The 15,364-nt window shown below is 57.5% G+C and carries 19 protein-coding genes; all 19 read left to right on the top strand.

Annotated elements, in window-relative coordinates:
- Positions 1-15: 15 nt before the first annotated feature.
- Positions 16-246, top strand: coding sequence for a hypothetical protein (locus tag NH395_RS08750; protein ID WP_253024064.1), 231 nt, complete (start codon positions 16-18; stop codon positions 244-246).
- Between the two features lie 91 nt (positions 247-337).
- The gene (locus NH395_RS08745) at positions 338-898 is read left to right on the top strand and encodes a head-tail connector protein (RefSeq protein ID WP_253024063.1); all 561 of its coding nucleotides are present in this window, start codon (positions 338-340) and stop codon (positions 896-898) included.
- 8 nt (positions 899-906) lie between these two features.
- Positions 907-1,131 (top strand): hypothetical protein, encoded by a 225-nt coding sequence (locus NH395_RS08740; RefSeq protein WP_253024062.1) that lies wholly within the window; start codon positions 907-909, stop codon positions 1,129-1,131.
- A 14-nt stretch (positions 1,132-1,145) separates the two neighbouring features.
- Positions 1,146-1,487 carry a phage head closure protein gene (locus NH395_RS08735; protein ID WP_253024061.1) on the top strand — a complete coding sequence of 114 codons (342 nt, stop codon included), beginning with the start codon at positions 1,146-1,148 and terminating at the stop codon, positions 1,485-1,487.
- On the top strand, positions 1,480-1,974 hold the full coding sequence (locus NH395_RS08730) for an HK97-gp10 family putative phage morphogenesis protein (protein ID WP_253024059.1): 495 nt from the start codon (positions 1,480-1,482) through the stop codon (positions 1,972-1,974). The genes NH395_RS08735 and NH395_RS08730 overlap by 8 nt, the downstream gene beginning before the upstream one ends.
- Positions 1,975-1,987: 13 nt before the next feature.
- The gene (locus NH395_RS08725) at positions 1,988-2,350 is read left to right on the top strand and encodes a DUF3168 domain-containing protein (RefSeq protein WP_253024057.1); all 363 of its coding nucleotides are present in this window, start codon (positions 1,988-1,990) and stop codon (positions 2,348-2,350) included.
- A gap of 25 nt (positions 2,351-2,375) precedes the next feature.
- Positions 2,376-2,876 (top strand): phage tail tube protein, encoded by a 501-nt coding sequence (locus NH395_RS08720; RefSeq protein ID WP_253024056.1) that lies wholly within the window; start codon positions 2,376-2,378, stop codon positions 2,874-2,876.
- Positions 2,873-3,328, top strand: a complete 456-nt coding sequence (locus NH395_RS08715; RefSeq protein WP_253024054.1) for a phage tail assembly chaperone family protein, TAC — start codon at positions 2,873-2,875, stop codon at positions 3,326-3,328. Before NH395_RS08720 ends, NH395_RS08715 begins: the two co-directional genes overlap by 4 nt.
- A 5-nt stretch (positions 3,329-3,333) precedes the next feature.
- On the top strand, positions 3,334-3,525 hold the full coding sequence (locus tag NH395_RS08710) for a hypothetical protein (protein WP_253024052.1): 192 nt from the start codon (positions 3,334-3,336) through the stop codon (positions 3,523-3,525).
- A 426-nt stretch (positions 3,526-3,951) separates the two neighbouring features.
- Entirely contained in the window at positions 3,952-4,176 is a 225-nt protein-coding gene (locus NH395_RS08705) for a hypothetical protein (RefSeq protein ID WP_253024050.1), read from the top strand.
- Positions 4,177-4,417: 241 nt separating this feature from the next.
- The gene (locus NH395_RS08700; protein WP_253024048.1) at positions 4,418-5,335 is read left to right on the top strand and encodes a phage antirepressor N-terminal domain-containing protein; all 918 of its coding nucleotides are present in this window, start codon (positions 4,418-4,420) and stop codon (positions 5,333-5,335) included.
- A gap of 261 nt (positions 5,336-5,596) precedes the next feature.
- A complete protein-coding gene (locus tag NH395_RS08695; protein ID WP_253024046.1) occupies positions 5,597-6,016 on the top strand; it encodes a hypothetical protein in 420 nt (139 codons plus the stop codon).
- Between the two features lie 55 nt (positions 6,017-6,071).
- Complete coding sequence (locus NH395_RS08690) at positions 6,072-8,489, top strand: hypothetical protein (protein ID WP_253024044.1); 2,418 nt, start codon at positions 6,072-6,074, stop codon at positions 8,487-8,489.
- A gap of 8 nt (positions 8,490-8,497) precedes the next feature.
- Positions 8,498-8,842 carry a phage tail protein gene (locus tag NH395_RS08685; protein WP_253024042.1) on the top strand — a complete coding sequence of 115 codons (345 nt, stop codon included), beginning with the start codon at positions 8,498-8,500 and terminating at the stop codon, positions 8,840-8,842.
- Positions 8,839-9,543 carry a phage minor tail protein L gene (locus NH395_RS08680; RefSeq protein ID WP_253024040.1) on the top strand — a complete coding sequence of 235 codons (705 nt, stop codon included), beginning with the start codon at positions 8,839-8,841 and terminating at the stop codon, positions 9,541-9,543. The genes NH395_RS08685 and NH395_RS08680 overlap by 4 nt, the downstream gene beginning before the upstream one ends.
- Positions 9,543-10,268, top strand: coding sequence for an NlpC/P60 family protein (locus NH395_RS08675; RefSeq protein ID WP_253024038.1), 726 nt, complete (start codon positions 9,543-9,545; stop codon positions 10,266-10,268). The genes NH395_RS08680 and NH395_RS08675 overlap by 1 nt, the downstream gene beginning before the upstream one ends.
- Positions 10,265-10,825 (top strand): hypothetical protein, encoded by a 561-nt coding sequence (locus tag NH395_RS08670; protein ID WP_253024036.1) that lies wholly within the window; start codon positions 10,265-10,267, stop codon positions 10,823-10,825. The genes NH395_RS08675 and NH395_RS08670 overlap by 4 nt, the downstream gene beginning before the upstream one ends.
- Entirely contained in the window at positions 10,822-14,217 is a 3,396-nt protein-coding gene (locus NH395_RS08665) for a phage tail protein (RefSeq protein ID WP_253024035.1), read from the top strand. The genes NH395_RS08670 and NH395_RS08665 overlap by 4 nt, the downstream gene beginning before the upstream one ends.
- A 9-nt stretch (positions 14,218-14,226) precedes the next feature.
- On the top strand, positions 14,227-15,364 hold a 1,138-nt coding region (locus tag NH395_RS08660; RefSeq protein WP_253024034.1), incomplete at its 3' end, for a prophage tail fiber N-terminal domain-containing protein.

The following is a 15,364-nucleotide window of genomic DNA, read 5'->3' as shown; positions in this document are numbered from 1 at the left end:
TAAAGGAGTGCCACCATGGCAGCCGTCAAGAAGACCGAACGCAAGACAGTATCTATGACCTTCCGTAAACCTTGGGGCCGTTACTCCAAAGGCGACCGCGCAGGCTTTCCGGAAGAACGCGCTAAGCAGTTGGAAGATCGAAAGATTGCGGTGCGTAGTGCTGATGTAAAAGCTGAAGAAAATGAAGAAAAGCCCGCGGGGAAACAAACCCCAGCAAAGGGCACTGAAGGTGCCGATAAGGTTTGAGCCTTGTCACCGATAACGCTGTAGCAACGCCGCCGCTTGGCGGCGTTGTTGTTTCTGACTAATGGCTACTACGACGACAGAGAGTCCCTGAATGCTCACGCTCACACGCGCCAAACTGCACCTGCGGTTAGCCACGACCGAACAGGAAGCAGCGGCCAACACCGATGAAGACGCGATCATCCAAGGGCTTATCAACGCCGCCTATCAATATGCCGAGAATTACACCCAGGCAACGTTGGCTACGGCCACCAAAACGTTGGTACTTGATGGCTTCCCTAAGGGCAGTGGCTCCATTGAACTTCCGTGGTCTCCGGTCACTGCCATTGAGTCCCTGGACTACATCGATGCTGAGGGTGTCGAGCAATCACTCGATGCCGAAACACTGAGGCTCGACACCCGGCCGATATACCCGCTGCTGGCGCCGCAGTGGGGCACCGAGTGGCCACATACGACCAACGAACCCGAGAGCGTCACGATTACCGCCACCGCTGGCGCTGAAGAAACTCCGTCAGATGTCGACGTGGCTGTGCTGCTACTGATTGGCCACTGGTATGAAAACCGCGAAAGCGTAGCGATCGGCACCGTTGCCACCGAAATACCAATGGGCGTTGAGATGCTGTTAGAGCCGTATCGAATCCATTGCGTGGGGTGATTGAAAAAATGAAAAATAAAGAAAACACAGTTTCCAATGCTGGCGAAGACCCCCAGAGTTCTGAGCAAGATAATATCCAGCAACTAATCATAGCTATCAAAGACCAAACTCAAGCGATCAGCGATCTGGCAGAAAGCAACCGGATGTTGGTGGACTACCTGATTCAGGATCAGTCAGAAAAAAGCGACACAGATATAGCCTCAAACTATCTCGATCCAGATGAAGAAGATTAACAACAGAGGCGTTTATGAGAATTGGTAAACTTCGGCATCAATGCGTCATCGAAAAGCCGGGCGGGCAAGCTCAAGATCCCGACACCGGTGCGATGGTAGAGGGGTGGGAGGAAGTCACTAAGGTCTGGATGGCCATCGAGCCGCTAAGCGCCCGGGCGTTCATTGCCGCCCAGGCGGCGCAGTCGGAAGTCACCGGGCAACTGGTCATGAGGCACCGTCCCGGCCTTCAGATCGATAGCAGCATGCGGGTACGCAAGGGCGGCACGATCTACAACATTGAGGGCGTGCTACCCGATAACCGTAGTGGTCGGGAATACCTGACGCTGCCTTACAGCGAGGGCGTGAACGATGGCTGATCCCGTCTCCGCCAACGTCGAAGGCCTGGAGCCACTGCTGGCGCGCATGGAAAACCTCAGCTTTGATCTGCGCAAGAAAGGCGGGCGCTTTGCCATGCGCAAAGCGGCCAACCTGGTGCGGGATAAAGCCCGAGCAAATGCGGAAAAAGTCAACGACCCCAAAACGCCAGAAGAGATCGCCGCTAATATCGTGGTGCGCTTCTCGCCCAAGGATTTCAAGCGTAACGGTAACCTGGTGTTTCGTGTCGGCGTGCTGGGCGGGGCAAGTGGCCACGCCGCTGCCAGCGGTGAGGTGAAAGGCAAAGGGAAATCAAACCCGGGCGGCGATACGTTCTACTGGCGCTTCCTTGAGCTCGGCACGATCAACGCCCCGGCGCAGCCGTTTGCCCGCCGCGCCCTGTCGGAAAACATCCAGGCCGCCACCGACGAATTCATTAAGCACTACAACAAGTCCCTAGACCGCGCCATCAAGCGCGGTGAGCACTAACCGGAGTGACCCCATGCCCCCACTGTTTGCCGTTTGCGCCGCTAACGCGGGGGTTACCGCGTTGCTGGGCACCGGGCCAACGCGCCTGTTCCCGTTCGGTGACGCGCCGGAAAACGTCGCCAAGCCCTACGCGGTTTACCAGGTGCTGAACGGCGTGCCTGAAAACTACATGGATGAACCGCCCGACATCGACGAATGGAATATCCAGATTGATGTTTACGCCGACACCGTCAGCAGCGCTAACGATGTACTGAAAGCCATGCGCCGCGCGCTTGAGCCGCATTGCTACATCACCAGGCTCGGCGGTACCGACACCGAGCCCAACACCCAGCTGAAAACCACCAGCTTAGATGTGAGCTGGTACCACCCCACCTGACCGCCAGCGGCGGAGGAGCGTCATCATGTCCGTGCTAACCCAAGGCACTCATGTGTTTTTCTTGGACCGTAACGCCGAAGGCGGTCCAGCGATCGTGCGGCTACGTAAAGCCACCGCGTTCAACCCCGGCACCAACCCGGCGGACCAGATCGAAGATACCGACCTGGAAGAAACCAACAGCCGTACCTATCTGCGGGGATTGCGCACCCCTGGCCAGGCATCGTTTACCGTGAACGCCACCCCTAAGGAACCGTCACATATTCGCCTACACGAAATGGCGGAGGGCGATGAAGCCGAGGTTGTAGAGTGGTTTGTGGGCTGGTCAGACGGTACCGATCTTCCTACTTACGATAGCCAAACAGATGAAGTCACGCTGCCCACTGGCCGAACCTGGTACCGATTCGCCGCTTACGTCAGTGACTTCCCGTTCGACTTCCAAACCAACGCCCTGGTCGCCACCAACTGCTCGCTACAGCGCAGCGGCGGCGGTACCTGGGTGCCGAAAGCTGAGGTGCCCGCCACATGAAGCTAACTGTTGAAAACCTGGCCGCCCATGGCGGCTTTGTTTCCCGCAAGGCCGTGGAAAAAGAGATCAAGTGGAGCCATGAAGGTCAGGAGTTCACCGCGACGGTGAACGTGCTACCGCTCTCCTACGCCACGGCCAAGAGCGACATTGTTTCCAGCCAGCTGAAAAGCGACCCGCTGGCCGCCCGCATCGCACACTGCATCGTGGATGATGAGGGCGCGCCGGTGTTCAGCGTGGGCGACATTACCGGCGAAGCCGACCCAGAGCGCGGCCCGCTTAGCAACGGCTTGACGCATGAGCTACTGCGGGTGATTGGCGAAGCCAGCAGCCTGGGAAAGCACCGGGCGAGCTCAGTGACGAAGCCGAACTCTGGCACGAGCTCGTCCTCAACGGCATCGGCGGGCGCACCATCGAAGAAGCCCAAGAGCGCGTCAGCTACCCAGAGTTCCTAAGCTGGGTGGCGTTCCGTCAAAAGCGCGGCACGCTCCACACCGGCATGCGCATCGAGCGCGCCGCTGCCCAGATCGTCTGCCAGCAGGCCAACATGAACCGGAAGAAGGGCGCGGAGGCGTTTACTCTCACTGCCTTCATGCCCCACGCCGATGAGCCGGTGGCCACACTGGAAGAGGCTATGGAGAGTTGGGGGTAACTGTAAATCTAAACAGGCACATCATGGCTCTTTAGAAAGGCACCCGACGCCACCATAATGAACAGGTAGCGCTCAGCCAGTTATATCTCTCAGAGGAGGCAGCGGATGATTGATTCGACACATGGCGCTCCCATAGATCGCCAAGCCCTGCGTGTTGGATTTTTTCCAGGCGTTCACTTTGACGTAGAGTTTACGGAAGATCGCCCAAAGAGACGATTAACTCTGGATGCGCCTCCGAGACGGCCCAGCCGTCCTGAAGTAGTCAGGAATCATGAGGGAGCGAAGAATGGGCGAATGACAGCCATGTTCTGGCTGCGCCCCACTCCTAACGGCCAATCATCCTGGTGGGTCGTCCGGTGCGACTGCGGGAAGTATGAGCTACGCAAAAAGTTGGGGAAATGGCATAAAAAGTATGGCGGCCAAGACATGTGTGAAATATGTGAGCGTGAACGTGAGATGCTCAATGGTTTCCAGCCAAAGGCCTCGCGCCGCACCCAAGGAGAGCGCCTTTTGCGCTGGGTAGAGGAAATGCGCCACCTTGGACTGAATGACGCCGAAATTACTGCCATTCGCTGTAACGACAGCTTGACTACGAAAGGGAAGACCGCTGAGGAAATACGCCAGGCGCTAGACAAGACGTCTCACGCTTGACGACTACGCTAACCGTGGGTAAGGTTATCGGTAAGAGTTTAGTAGCTCGAATGCAGCCGGCTTTCCGCGCCCGATAGACGTGGTTTTTTTGTGCCTGTTTCTGGGCAACCCAGCCAGATTTTGGCCGGGAGGGTGACGGATACAAGACCCGCAAGGGGAAGAAGTCACACCGTGCTGCACGGCTACTAACCTCCCGGCCACCTCATTCGTGGTGGTCAACCGTTTAGTAGCGGAGCAGACCATGACAGTCCAAAAAGCCTTTACCCCAGTCTCTATCAATTTCCATGGCGCAAACATCCCGACCTTTAACGTCGAAGGTGTCGTTCGTGTGGCCATGAAACCGATCTGTGACGCTATCGGCCTCGGCTGGCAATCACAGTGGCACCGCATCAAGCGCCATCCAGTTTTAAAATCAACCGTAGTCATGATGACTACGGTTGCCCGTGACGGTAAAAGTCGCAAGCTGGCGACCCTTCCGTTGAACAAACTGAACGGCTGGCTGTTCGGCGTAGACGCCTCACGGGTCAAGCCAGAGATCCGCGAGAAGCTGGTTGAATACCAGGCAGAGTGCTTCGACGTGCTCAGCGACTACTGGCAGAAAGGTCAAGCAGTAAATCCACGCACCGCCACGCCAGACGAGCGGGCGGGCCTGCGCGCTGCCGTTACCATGCTTACCACCAAGCGCGGCATGATGCACAGCGATGCTTACCGCTTGGTGCACCACCGTTTCAATGTGGAGCACATAGACGAGCTTAGCACCGAGCAGGTGCCTGCTGCCGTGGAATACGTTCACCGCATGGCGTTAGAAGGTGACTACCTGGAACAGCAGACGCTCCCAGTGCTAAGGAAGGAACCGGCTCAGGGCGGTGCCATGTTGACCGACATTCAGCTTTACGATGTCTGGTTTGTGACGACCAGGCTAGAAGTGCTCTACGACATCTTTAAGCGTTACGAGCTTTACCAAGCAATGCGCCTGTTGGGAAGCCGGGCCGGTACAGAGATGATTGACCACTTTAGAGACGGTCAATCAGTGGCAAGCCGTCTACATAAAAATCTGGACGAAGAGTTCGATGCCGTGCAGCGGCGTATGGGGGTCAATCAATTTGCCGACTCACCCGAAAAAAGCGGCGGCTTTTTGGAAAGCACGCTGGCGCATTAAGCCTAGCCAAATTTAGCTAAGTGCGATACGTTCCCTGTTGGGCTTGCTCAACGGGGAATTTGGCGTGGCTGAATATTGCAGGGACTGCGCGGTAAGTATATTCGGAGAAGCAACAGCGGCCCGAAGCTTTAAAGGACTTTGTAAGCCCGGAGAAACTTACATGGAGCTTTGCGAGGGCTGTGGCGGCTGGGTTGAGTTAAACCACCTTGGCTGGCGCACCGATAGCAAAAGTTGCCAAATAGGCGAAAAAGGGGGCAGTCGATGGGCATCTTTTGGAAGATTGTTGCGGCGTTGGTGGGTGGGCTAATGTTCACCATTCTCGGTTTTACGGTTATTTCAATGGCCATAGGCCCGTTAGAAGATGATGGAGTAGGTGGGCTTTTAATGCTGGCTCTCTTTATTATTGCTGTTGGTATTACCTGGAAAGCTAATAGTGCGTCAAAAGCATGGCGGAGGCTTCTTATCTCTTGTGGTGTTTTCTCGCTAGCATTACCTATATCGGCAATCATCATGTCTAGCTCGCTTTTATCGAGTGGCCCGCAGGGAGATTCTGTCCACACTGTGGGCAGTGCGATTGGCTACGGTGGAGCTACATTGGTTACCGGCTTTTTTAGCATCTTCTTGGCCGCAATTTTTCTGGTCACGGGGTTACTGATAGGTCGAGATAAACCAAGCACGTAATTCTTTTGTTAATTAAAACCCGCCACGGCGGGTTTTTTTACGTCTGGAGAAAAGTATGTCAGTTCGTTCATTGGGCCGCCTGACGTTGGATCTAGTGCTGGAAACTGGCAATTTTCTAGGCCCAATGGATAAGGCGGGGCGTAGAACTAAGCGCCAAACTAAGCAAATATCAGATGACTTTAAGAAGGTGGCGGGCGCGGTAACCGCCGTTGCAGCGGCGTCTGCTGCTGGCGCTACGGCACTTATAGCCTTTACAGATCGGGCGGCTCAAAACGCGAGAGGGCTGACCAATCAAGCCCAGCTGGCAAACGCCACAGTGGAAGAGTTTCAGCGCATGGCTTATGGCGTGCGTGAAGTTAACATCGAAGAAGAGAAGCTGGCGGACATCCTCAAGGATGTGAACGATCGCGTTGGTGATTTCCTACGCGAAGGCGGCGGGCCCATGGCGTCGTTTTTTGAAAACGTCGCACCCAAGATTGGTTTAACCGCTGAGGCCTTCAAGGGCTTGTCAGGACCCGAGGCGCTCCAGCTGTATTACGACAGCCTGGAAAAGGCTAACGTCTCTCAGCAAGAGATGACGACCTACCTGGAAGAGATGGCCAGCGACACCACGGCCCTGATCCCGCTATTGCGTAACGGCGGTGAGCGGCTGGGTGAAATGGCAGACGAAGCCGACCAGCTCGGCATTGTCATGTCAGAGCTTGAGGTTGCGCAACTATCCAAGGTGGCAACAGAGCTTGATAAAGGGCGCGCACTGGTAGGCTCCATGGGAGACGCGTTAGCGATAGAGCTAGCCCCCTTTGTACTTGCCTTGGCTGAAGACTTCAGTGACGCCGCCAAAGAAGCTGGCGATATGCAAGTTGTTGTTCAACAGATGGTGGATACATCTGTTGACTACCTGGGCGCTTTCCTTGATGCGGTTTGGGATATAGACACCCTTATTCAAACTGCTGGCGTTAGCACGCGAGAGTTCGCGCTTGTTATCGCTAGAAGTATGGCCTCGGCCACAACAGCCATTCTTGAAGGCCCTGTAGACGCCCTCAATTTCCTTATTGAGCAAATGAATAACGTGCCCGGCATTGATGTCGCGTTTGTCAATCAGCCTGATTTTACTTACTCCATGAGGGAGCAAGTAGAAGCGCTTGAAGGCGCATTAAAAAATGCCCGATTCGAACTGGATGAACTTGCCGAGGGTGTTGCTCCATCAGAGCGGTTAAATGAATTTATACGCCAGGCTCGCGAGGCGGCAGCGGCCATAGAGGTTGAGCCACCGACCAAGAAAGACGATGACGACGATGACGATGACAATAAGCCAACGAAGGAAGAGCAGGAGGCCATTGACGCGATCAACAAGCAGGTTGATGCATTAAAGCTGCAAGTTGAAACTCTTGGCATGGCCTCAGATGCCGCCGCCCTTTATGAAATGGCTCAAGAAGGGGCGACTACAAAACAGCTAGCAGCAGCACGTGCTGCCCTCGAAACCATCTCCGCCTATGAGGAGAGCGAGAAAGCCGCTGACGATTATCAAAAACTCCTCGAGGACTTGCGCACTACCGAAGAGCAGCTAACTGATCAGATGCATGAGCGTCTGGCCGTGCTTGATGCCGTCAACGTGGCAAGTGATGAGTATGCGGATATTGCCGGGAAGATTGCCGCGGCTTCTTTTGAAGACGCCCCCGAGTACGGCGGGCTGGATGCCAGCATTGGCGGTGCCTTTGGTGAACTCGCCAAGATCGATGAGGCAGAAGAAGAGCTTCAGCAGTGGTATGACACGCAGCTCGAAATGCTCGAGCAATTCCGGCAGGAACGCTCAGACCTTAATGCGGAATGGGACGAGCAAGAGCGCGCCCTGAAGCAAGAGCATGAAGACGAACTGGCGCGCATTGAAGACGCTCGAATGATGGCCAGGCTATCCGCTGCAGAGGGCGCCTTTGGCGATATGGCGGACGTAACCAAAACGTTTGCCGGCGAGCAAAGCGATATTTATAAAACGATGTTTGCCGCTGAGAAAGCCTTCGCTATTGCCTCTTCAATAATGGCCATCCAGGAGGGTATCGCCAGAGCCGCGCGTCTCCAGTTTCCGGCCAATATCCCCGCCATGGCCACCGTGGCCGCTGAGACCGCCGGTATTGTTTCCACCATTCAGAGTGTGTCGATCGACGGACAGGCCCACGACGGCATCATGTCAGTACCTGAGGATGGCACATGGAACCTCAAGAAAGGCGAACGCGTCACTACGGCGGAAACCAGCGCCAAGATGGACGCCACGCTGGCGCGACTTGAGCGTGACACTGAGCCTCGAGGCGATTCTGGCGGCGTTAACTTCCAGGTCGCGATAAGCGTTGACGCCAAACCAGGCATGAGCGCCGAAGAGTCCCGCCGGCAGGGCCAGCAAATGGGCAAAGCCTTCCGTAACGAAGTGCTGAAGATCATGCAGAACGAGAAGCGCCAGGGCGGGCTTCTGTCCAGTTAAGGAGCCGTATGGATATTTTGCCCAACATCCCCGCCAGTTACTCGCCCTCGGTGAGCCCTGAATTCTCAGTGGACCGCGTTCAGTTTGGCGATGGCTATGAACAACGCCGCGAGGCAGGGGCCAACAGCGTGCGCGAATCATGGAGCCTGGAATGGAGCGCGTTAAAGCGTGAGCGCTACGACATCCTTTACCCCTTCCTGAAATCCCGTAAAGGCGTGCATGCGTTTTACTGGCAGCCGCCCTGGGAGCACGAGCTAAAGCGGTGGGTATGCTCTGAATTAAGCAGCGTTCGCCCGATCGGCCCGAACCTCGGCTCCATCACCGCCACACTAGTAGAGGATCACAACCCATGAGCCAAGTGATTGCTTCCGACGTGCAGCGGTTAGAGCAAGACGCAATCGTCACGGTGTTCGAGCTGGACGCACGACAGTACGGTGACGGCATCCTGCGCTTTGCTCCGGAGGCGGTAGACGGCGGGCCGGTTCGCTTTAACGGCTACACCTACCAGCCCCTGCCAATTACGGCAGAAGGGTTCGAGTGGAACGGTAAAGGCACGCTTCCCCGGCCTACGCTGACCGTTACCGCCATGGAATTGGCGTTTCTTTCGCTGGTGCTTTCGGAAGACGACCTTGTGGGTATGCCGGTAAAGCGGATCCGCACCTACCGAAAGCACCTGGATGACGGTACCGACCCAGATCCCGAAGCGCTGTTCCCGGTCGATTACTACGTGATCGAGCGGAAGACCAGCCAGAACCGGCGCCAGATTCAGTTTGAGCTCTCGGTCGAGATGGACCAGGAGGGCAAACAGATACCGGCGCGCCAGGTGCTGCGTGATACATGCACTCACCGTTACCGCTATTGGGATGGCTCGCAGTACCAGTACGCAGGCGTCACGTGCCCCTATGCGGGCAACGATGAGTTCGAGGCAAACGGCTCTCCAGCGGCACCAGGTGAGGACCGCTGCGGCAAACGGCTGAGCGATTGCCGCTTGCGATTCGGGCAAAACGGCGCGTTGCCGTTCTGGGGATTCCCCGGTGTGGGGAGGGTTCGCTGATGTTTGATAAGTACCGCGAGAAAATCAATGCCGGCGCGCTCGAGGCGTACCCCAATGAAGCCGTGTGGCTCATCACCCCGGGCGAATGCCGCCAGGTGAAGAACATTGCCACCGACCCCGAAAGCACCTTCAAGGTCGATAAGCGCACCATGGCCGCCGCTATCAAGCGCGGCCTGCAGGCCGTTGTGCACAGTCACCCCGACTTTCCCGACTGCCCCAGCGCGGCCGATATGCGCGGGCAGCTCGCCACCGTCGTGCCCTGGGGCATTGTGGCCACCAACGGCGAGAACTGCACGCCCATCCGCTGGTGGGGCGAAGGCGTGGAGAAAGCGCCGCTGATCGGCCGCGGGTTTGTCCACGGCATTACGGATTGCTACGCGCTGATTCGTGACTACTACGCGCAGGAGCTGGGCATTGCTCTGCCGGAGTACCCGCGCAACTGGCAGTGGCACGAGCAGGGCGAAAACCTCTACCTGGATGGCGTGGCGTCAGCAGGGTTTCGGCGCATCGAGGCGGAAGACGCCAAGCCGGGCGATATGTGGTTGGCACAATTCCGTAGCCCGGTACCCAACCATGGCGGCGTGCTGCTGGATAACGGCCTGACCCTGCATCACCCGTCTGCCCGTAACCCGGTAGACCCAGCACGATTATCACGGCGTGAGCCGGTCGGGCGCTGGCAGCACTACATCACGCACTGGTACCGGCATAGCGAGAGGGACGAATGAAAGAGATCCATTTGCACGGTTCGCTAGGCGCTCACTTCGGTGAGCGTTTTTCGTTGGACGTCCGCGACCCCGCCGAAGCCGTCCGCGCGCTTACCGTCCAACTGCCCGGCTTTCGCTCTGCTATTGAGGCGAACAATTGGCATGTGATTCGCGGCCCGCTGGAAAGCGGCGACGACCTGGACGAAGACGGTTTAACCGTAGCGCTTGGGAATCAGCACGAGATCCACATCATGCCCGCCGTGGAAGGTGCAGGCGAAGTATTCAACGTCATCGCCGGGGCGGCTTTGATTGCAGTGGGCGTACTCAATGGCTTTAACCCGTATTTGATCTCAGCTGGCGCGGGTATGGCCATCGGCGGCGTAGTGCAAATGACCACCTCCGTACCGGGCTCAAACTACAACGAGCGCGAATCCCCCGCCGAGCGGCCCTCATTCCTGTTTGATGGCCCGGTGAATACCAGCACCCAGGGGCTGCCAGTCCCGGTGATTTACGGCCGTGTGCGGGTTGGCAGCGTGGTGATTAGCGCGGGCATGACCGCTGAGGAACTGGACGAATGAGCGACCTGACGATGAATGAGGCGTATCAAGCCGACGTGCAGTCCTCGCTCTACGGTGAAGGTGGTGGCAAGGGCGGCGGTGGCTCCAGCCGTACACCCCGCGAAGCGCCTAACACGCTGCGCTCAACCAGCAAGGCGCGGATCCTCGATATGCTGGGCGAAGGCCCGATTGTCGGCCTGGCCGAGGGCCACAAGTCGATCTTCATTGACGAGACGCCGCTGCAAGGTGAAGACGGTAGCTACAACTACAACGGCGTGACCGTTCACACCCGCGACGGTGAGCCGGATCAAGCGCATATCGCAGGGTTTCCATCCGTAGAGACAGCGAACGATGTCTCCACCGAGGTGACCTATGACCTCCCGATCGTGCGCACCGTCAATAACCTGGATGCCGACGCGGTCCGCATCACTGTTCAGCTGCCTGCGCTCACAAAGCAGAACGTTGAAAACGGTGATCTAAACGGCACATTGGTGTCGGTGGCGATCGACGTGCGCCCCGACGGTGGCAGCTGGTCAACAGCGCGCACCGATACCATTAGCGGCAAAACTATATCGCCGTATCAGCGGGCCTATCGGGTTGAGCTGCCTGGCGCCGGGCCCTGGCAAGTACGCGTGCGGCGGCTTACGGCAGATAGCGATGCCTCAACGCTGCGCAACCAAACCTTTTGGGCCACGTACACCGAGATCATCGACGCCAAGCTGACGTACCCAGACTCCGCCCTGGTGGGGTTAGAGGTGGATAGACAGCAATTCGGCAACCAGATCCCTTCGCGCGCGTATGACGTGAAAGGCCTGATCATCCGCGTTCCCAGCAACTACAACGCCGAGAGCCGAACCTATAGCGGCATGTGGGATGGCTCTTGGAAACTGGCGTGGACGGATAACCCCGCCTGGGTCTTCATGGACCTGGCAACCAACAAACGCTATGGCGCGGGCCTGGACAACGTCGACAAGTGGGGTCTTTATCAGATCGCTCAGTATTGTGATGAGCTCGTGCCTAATGGCTATGGCGAGCTAGAACCCAGATTCACATTTAACACCGTACTGGCCAGCCGTGAGGAAGCCATCACCGCGCTGAATACTCTGGCGTCTGTTTTTATGGGCATGACGTATTGGGGCTCTAATACGGTAATGGTCACCGCTGATATGCCTAGCGACCCAGTGAAGCTAGTCACCCCGGCAAACGTGGTTGATGGTGAATTCGAGTATTCCGGCACAGCTCTGAAAGCTCGCCACTCAGTTGCATTGGTTAGCTGGAACGATCCTAAGGACGGCGGTCGCCTACAAGTTGAAGTAGTTGAAGATGCGGAGGCGATTCAGCAGTTCGGGTGGAAGCCGGTTGAAGTTACCTTGATAGGCTGCAAATCAAGGGGGCAAGCGCACCGATACGGAAAGATGATACTGGATAAAGAGCGCTCCGAAACTGATACGGTGACCTATACGGCCTCAGCTGATCACGCTGATGTTCGCCCTGGAGAAATCTTCCAACAATCTGACCCGATTACCGTTGGTGCACGCTTATCCGGCCGCCTCCGTGGCGTGGGCCTTGAGTCGCTGCAGTTGGATGCCGTGCCGGAGGAGGCTGGCGGCAGCGATTGGTTTATTGACGTGCTACTACCCAGCGGCGGCATTGAGCGACGGGCTGTTGACGCGTTTGTTGATCATCGCGTTGATCTCGCCGCCCCGTTATCGGCGGAACCGATGATCGGCGCCGTGTGGATGCTGTCGAGTCAGTCAGTCGAGCCGCGCCTGTTTCGCGTTGCGTCTGTCTCCGAGCAAGAGCAGGCAAAGTACCAGGTCACCGGGATCGAGCACGACCCGACCAAATACGCGCGTGTCGAGCAGGGCCTCAATCTGCCGGAGCCGGATACGTCGCTGCTGCCCACGGGCCCAGTGTCCTCGCCGCTGAGCATCAATGTTGAAACGTGGCGGTATATTGCGGGCGGCACCGAACACCAGGGCCTGACGATCAGCTGGACGCCAAGCGATGACGCGCGCGTGACCAGCTACATTGCCGAAGTACAGGGCCCCAACGACGTGCGTTGGCGGACGGCATACACCGGTACCGGCGTATCGTTCGACATCACCGATGCGGGCGCCGGCGAATGGATGGTGCGCGTAAGAGCCGTGACCGGCATTGGCACGCTGTCGCCCTGGGTAGCGCTTACGACCAACGTGGCAGGGCTGCTGCTGCCCATCCCGCCGGATAGCATCAATATCGAGGTGGGCACGTTCACGGTGACGCTGATCCCCAATGGTGGCCGCCCTGGTCAGCAGTGGGAGTTCTGGCGCGCGACGACCGCGCTTGATGAAAGCATGATCGAGAGCAACGCGATTCGCCGCGCCGTGGCCAGCAGCTTGACCGATACCGAGCTAACGCCCGCCACCACGTATTACTACTACGTGCGCGGCATCAATGCCTACGGCGTCAGCGATTGGTACCCGGTGCAAGCCACGACGGAGAATGACCCCAGCAAGATCATGCAGGTGATTTCAGGTCAGATTAAGCAGACGGATCTGTTTTCCGACCTGAGTCAGAACATTGACGGCCTGAATTCAAGCTATGTGCTCAACATTACCGGTGGCGGCCGCGTGGCGGGCTTTGGTACTGCCTACGACGAAGATCAGGACGTGTTCGATTTTGGGGTGTTGGCCGATCGCTTCTACATTGCGCAACCGGGCGATGGGGCAGAGGAGGTGATCCCGTTCATCTTCACCGATGGCGCGCTGTATCTCAAAGAGGCGCTGATACAATCGCTGACGTTCACCAAGCTGCGCGACAGCTCCGGCTCGCTGATCTTCCAGAATGGAAAATTACAGGCTGAGTACATCGCGGTCGATCAACTCAATGTGGATTGGGCTCAAATAAAGAACGCCTCTATCAGCAATGCGCAGATTCAAGACGGCGCCATCACTAGCGCGAAAATTCAAAACGCGGCGATTACCTCGGCTCAAATTGCTGACGCACAAGTGGGGTCTCTCCAAATAGGTGAAAATGCGGTTACAGTGCCAGCCGCTTCGTCATCTATAGGCAAGAGGTATTTTTACGTAACCAACATCAACAATAGCGTTTCTCTTCACTCGGCCACGCTTGACGCTGAGGGAGGCAGCATAATGGTAACTGTAAGCGCCATCGTTTACGCAGATGCAGGAGCGGGATCAGCGGTATATGTAACATTAAAGGAAGATGGCGCTACTGTTTTCAGAAAACAAATAGTCGGAAATTTTGAAACAAACAGCAACTCGGCCACTAAGCCATTCTCAGCCACGGTAATAAGGTCGCCCGGTTCGGGATCTCACACCTACAGCCTAGAAATGACAGCGTTTAATTACGGAAATGGCGAAACCTGGGCGGAGCTATCCTCCCTTTCATGCCTTGGCGTAAAACGATAGGAGAATTTCATGCCCCTAAGCTTATCCGGTCGCCTGACCACGCCCTTCGGCGATCCACTGCCCAATGCTGTTATCCGCTTCGATGCGGTGCGAACCTCGGGCGCCGTGCTCAGCTACACCAATGCGCAAGCGATCACCGACAACAGCGGCGACTACGCCATCAGCGTTGAGTACGGCACTTACGACATCCGCGTGAAGACCAGTCAGTCTTATTACACGCTGGCCACTGGCGTGCTTATCAATGCTGATAACACGGAGGCGGACATCAACGCCCTGGTCGTTTCCTCCATCGGCTACGATAACCTAACCCCGCAGATCATCCTTGAGTTTCAGCAGCTGCGCGATGAGGCGCTGGCGGCCGAGGCAAGCGCAAGCGCCCATGCCGAGCAAACCACCCTTGACCGCACCGCCACCGGCGAAGACGCCGCCGCCACCGCCGCTGATCGCGTGGCCACGGGCCAAGATAAAGCCGCAACCGCTGCCGACCGAATAGCGACCGGAGAGGACCGGGTTGCTACTGGAGAAGACGCCGCCGCCACCGCCGCTGATCGCGTGGCCACGGCCGAGGATGCCCTAGAAGCCAAGCACTGGGCGAATTATCCAATCGATTCGCCAGTGCCAGAAGGGGACGGTACCGAACTTTCCGCCATGCACTGGGCCGAGATCTCACGCCAGCGCGCAGTTAACGCCATGGTTGCCCAAGGCGCATGGGATGCCAGCACCGGCACATTGCCGAGTGAGCCAGCGGGCGCCAGTTATTGGCTAGTCACCGGCGCGGCCGATGGCGTGACGATCGGCGGTGTTGAGTACCGCAATAAAGACATGCTGCTCTGGACGCCCGCCGATGGCGGCGGTGGTACCTGGTCCAAGATCGACAATACGGACAGCGTGGCAAGCGTAGCAGGGAAGACAGGCGCGGTTCAGCTAACCCCTGGTGATGTAGGCGCTGACCCAGCAGGCACGGCCAGCGCCGCTGTCACTGCACACGAAGAAAAGGCCAGCGCGCATACGCCTGCCCAAGTAGGCGCTGACCCAGCAGGCACGGCCAGCGCCGCTGTCACTGCACACGAAGAAAAGGCCAGCGCGCATACGCCTGCCCAAGTAGGCGCTGACCCAGCAGGCACGGCCAGCGCCGCTGTCACTGCAC

It is taken from the genome of Halomonas sp. Mc5H-6, assembly GCF_024124705.1.
Classification (GTDB): Bacteria; Pseudomonadota; Gammaproteobacteria; order Pseudomonadales; family Halomonadaceae; genus Vreelandella; species Vreelandella subterranea.
The sequence above is the reverse complement of the archived record's forward strand: the minus strand, read 5'-3'. Positions and strand labels throughout refer to the sequence as shown.

What these genes read in the sequence shown, in the direction of transcription:
- NH395_RS08675 (WP_253024038.1), top strand. Translation starts at nt 9,543, where the DNA reads ATGTTTGATAAGTACCGCGAGAAAATCAATGCCGGCGCGCTCGAGGCG.
- NH395_RS08685 (WP_253024042.1), top strand. Translation starts at nt 8,498, where the DNA reads ATGGATATTTTGCCCAACATCCCCGCCAGTTACTCGCCCTCGGTGAGC.
- NH395_RS08725 (WP_253024057.1), top strand. Translation starts at nt 1,988, where the DNA reads ATGCCCCCACTGTTTGCCGTTTGCGCCGCTAACGCGGGGGTTACCGCG.
- NH395_RS08665 (WP_253024035.1), top strand. Translation starts at nt 10,822, where the DNA reads ATGAGCGACCTGACGATGAATGAGGCGTATCAAGCCGACGTGCAGTCC.
- NH395_RS08720 (WP_253024056.1), top strand. Translation starts at nt 2,376, where the DNA reads ATGTCCGTGCTAACCCAAGGCACTCATGTGTTTTTCTTGGACCGTAAC.
- NH395_RS08695 (WP_253024046.1), top strand. Translation starts at nt 5,597, where the DNA reads ATGGGCATCTTTTGGAAGATTGTTGCGGCGTTGGTGGGTGGGCTAATG.
- NH395_RS08735 (WP_253024061.1), top strand. Translation starts at nt 1,146, where the DNA reads ATGAGAATTGGTAAACTTCGGCATCAATGCGTCATCGAAAAGCCGGGC.
- NH395_RS08705 (WP_253024050.1), top strand. Translation starts at nt 3,952, where the DNA reads ATGTGTGAAATATGTGAGCGTGAACGTGAGATGCTCAATGGTTTCCAG.
- NH395_RS08680 (WP_253024040.1), top strand. Translation starts at nt 8,839, where the DNA reads ATGAGCCAAGTGATTGCTTCCGACGTGCAGCGGTTAGAGCAAGACGCA.
- NH395_RS08745 (WP_253024063.1), top strand. Translation starts at nt 338, where the DNA reads ATGCTCACGCTCACACGCGCCAAACTGCACCTGCGGTTAGCCACGACC.
- NH395_RS08740 (WP_253024062.1), top strand. Translation starts at nt 907, where the DNA reads ATGAAAAATAAAGAAAACACAGTTTCCAATGCTGGCGAAGACCCCCAG.
- NH395_RS08690 (WP_253024044.1), top strand. Translation starts at nt 6,072, where the DNA reads ATGTCAGTTCGTTCATTGGGCCGCCTGACGTTGGATCTAGTGCTGGAA.
- NH395_RS08670 (WP_253024036.1), top strand. Translation starts at nt 10,265, where the DNA reads ATGAAAGAGATCCATTTGCACGGTTCGCTAGGCGCTCACTTCGGTGAG.
- NH395_RS08750 (WP_253024064.1), top strand. Translation starts at nt 16, where the DNA reads ATGGCAGCCGTCAAGAAGACCGAACGCAAGACAGTATCTATGACCTTC.
- NH395_RS08730 (WP_253024059.1), top strand. Translation starts at nt 1,480, where the DNA reads ATGGCTGATCCCGTCTCCGCCAACGTCGAAGGCCTGGAGCCACTGCTG.
- NH395_RS08715 (WP_253024054.1), top strand. Translation starts at nt 2,873, where the DNA reads ATGAAGCTAACTGTTGAAAACCTGGCCGCCCATGGCGGCTTTGTTTCC.
- NH395_RS08700 (WP_253024048.1), top strand. Translation starts at nt 4,418, where the DNA reads ATGACAGTCCAAAAAGCCTTTACCCCAGTCTCTATCAATTTCCATGGC.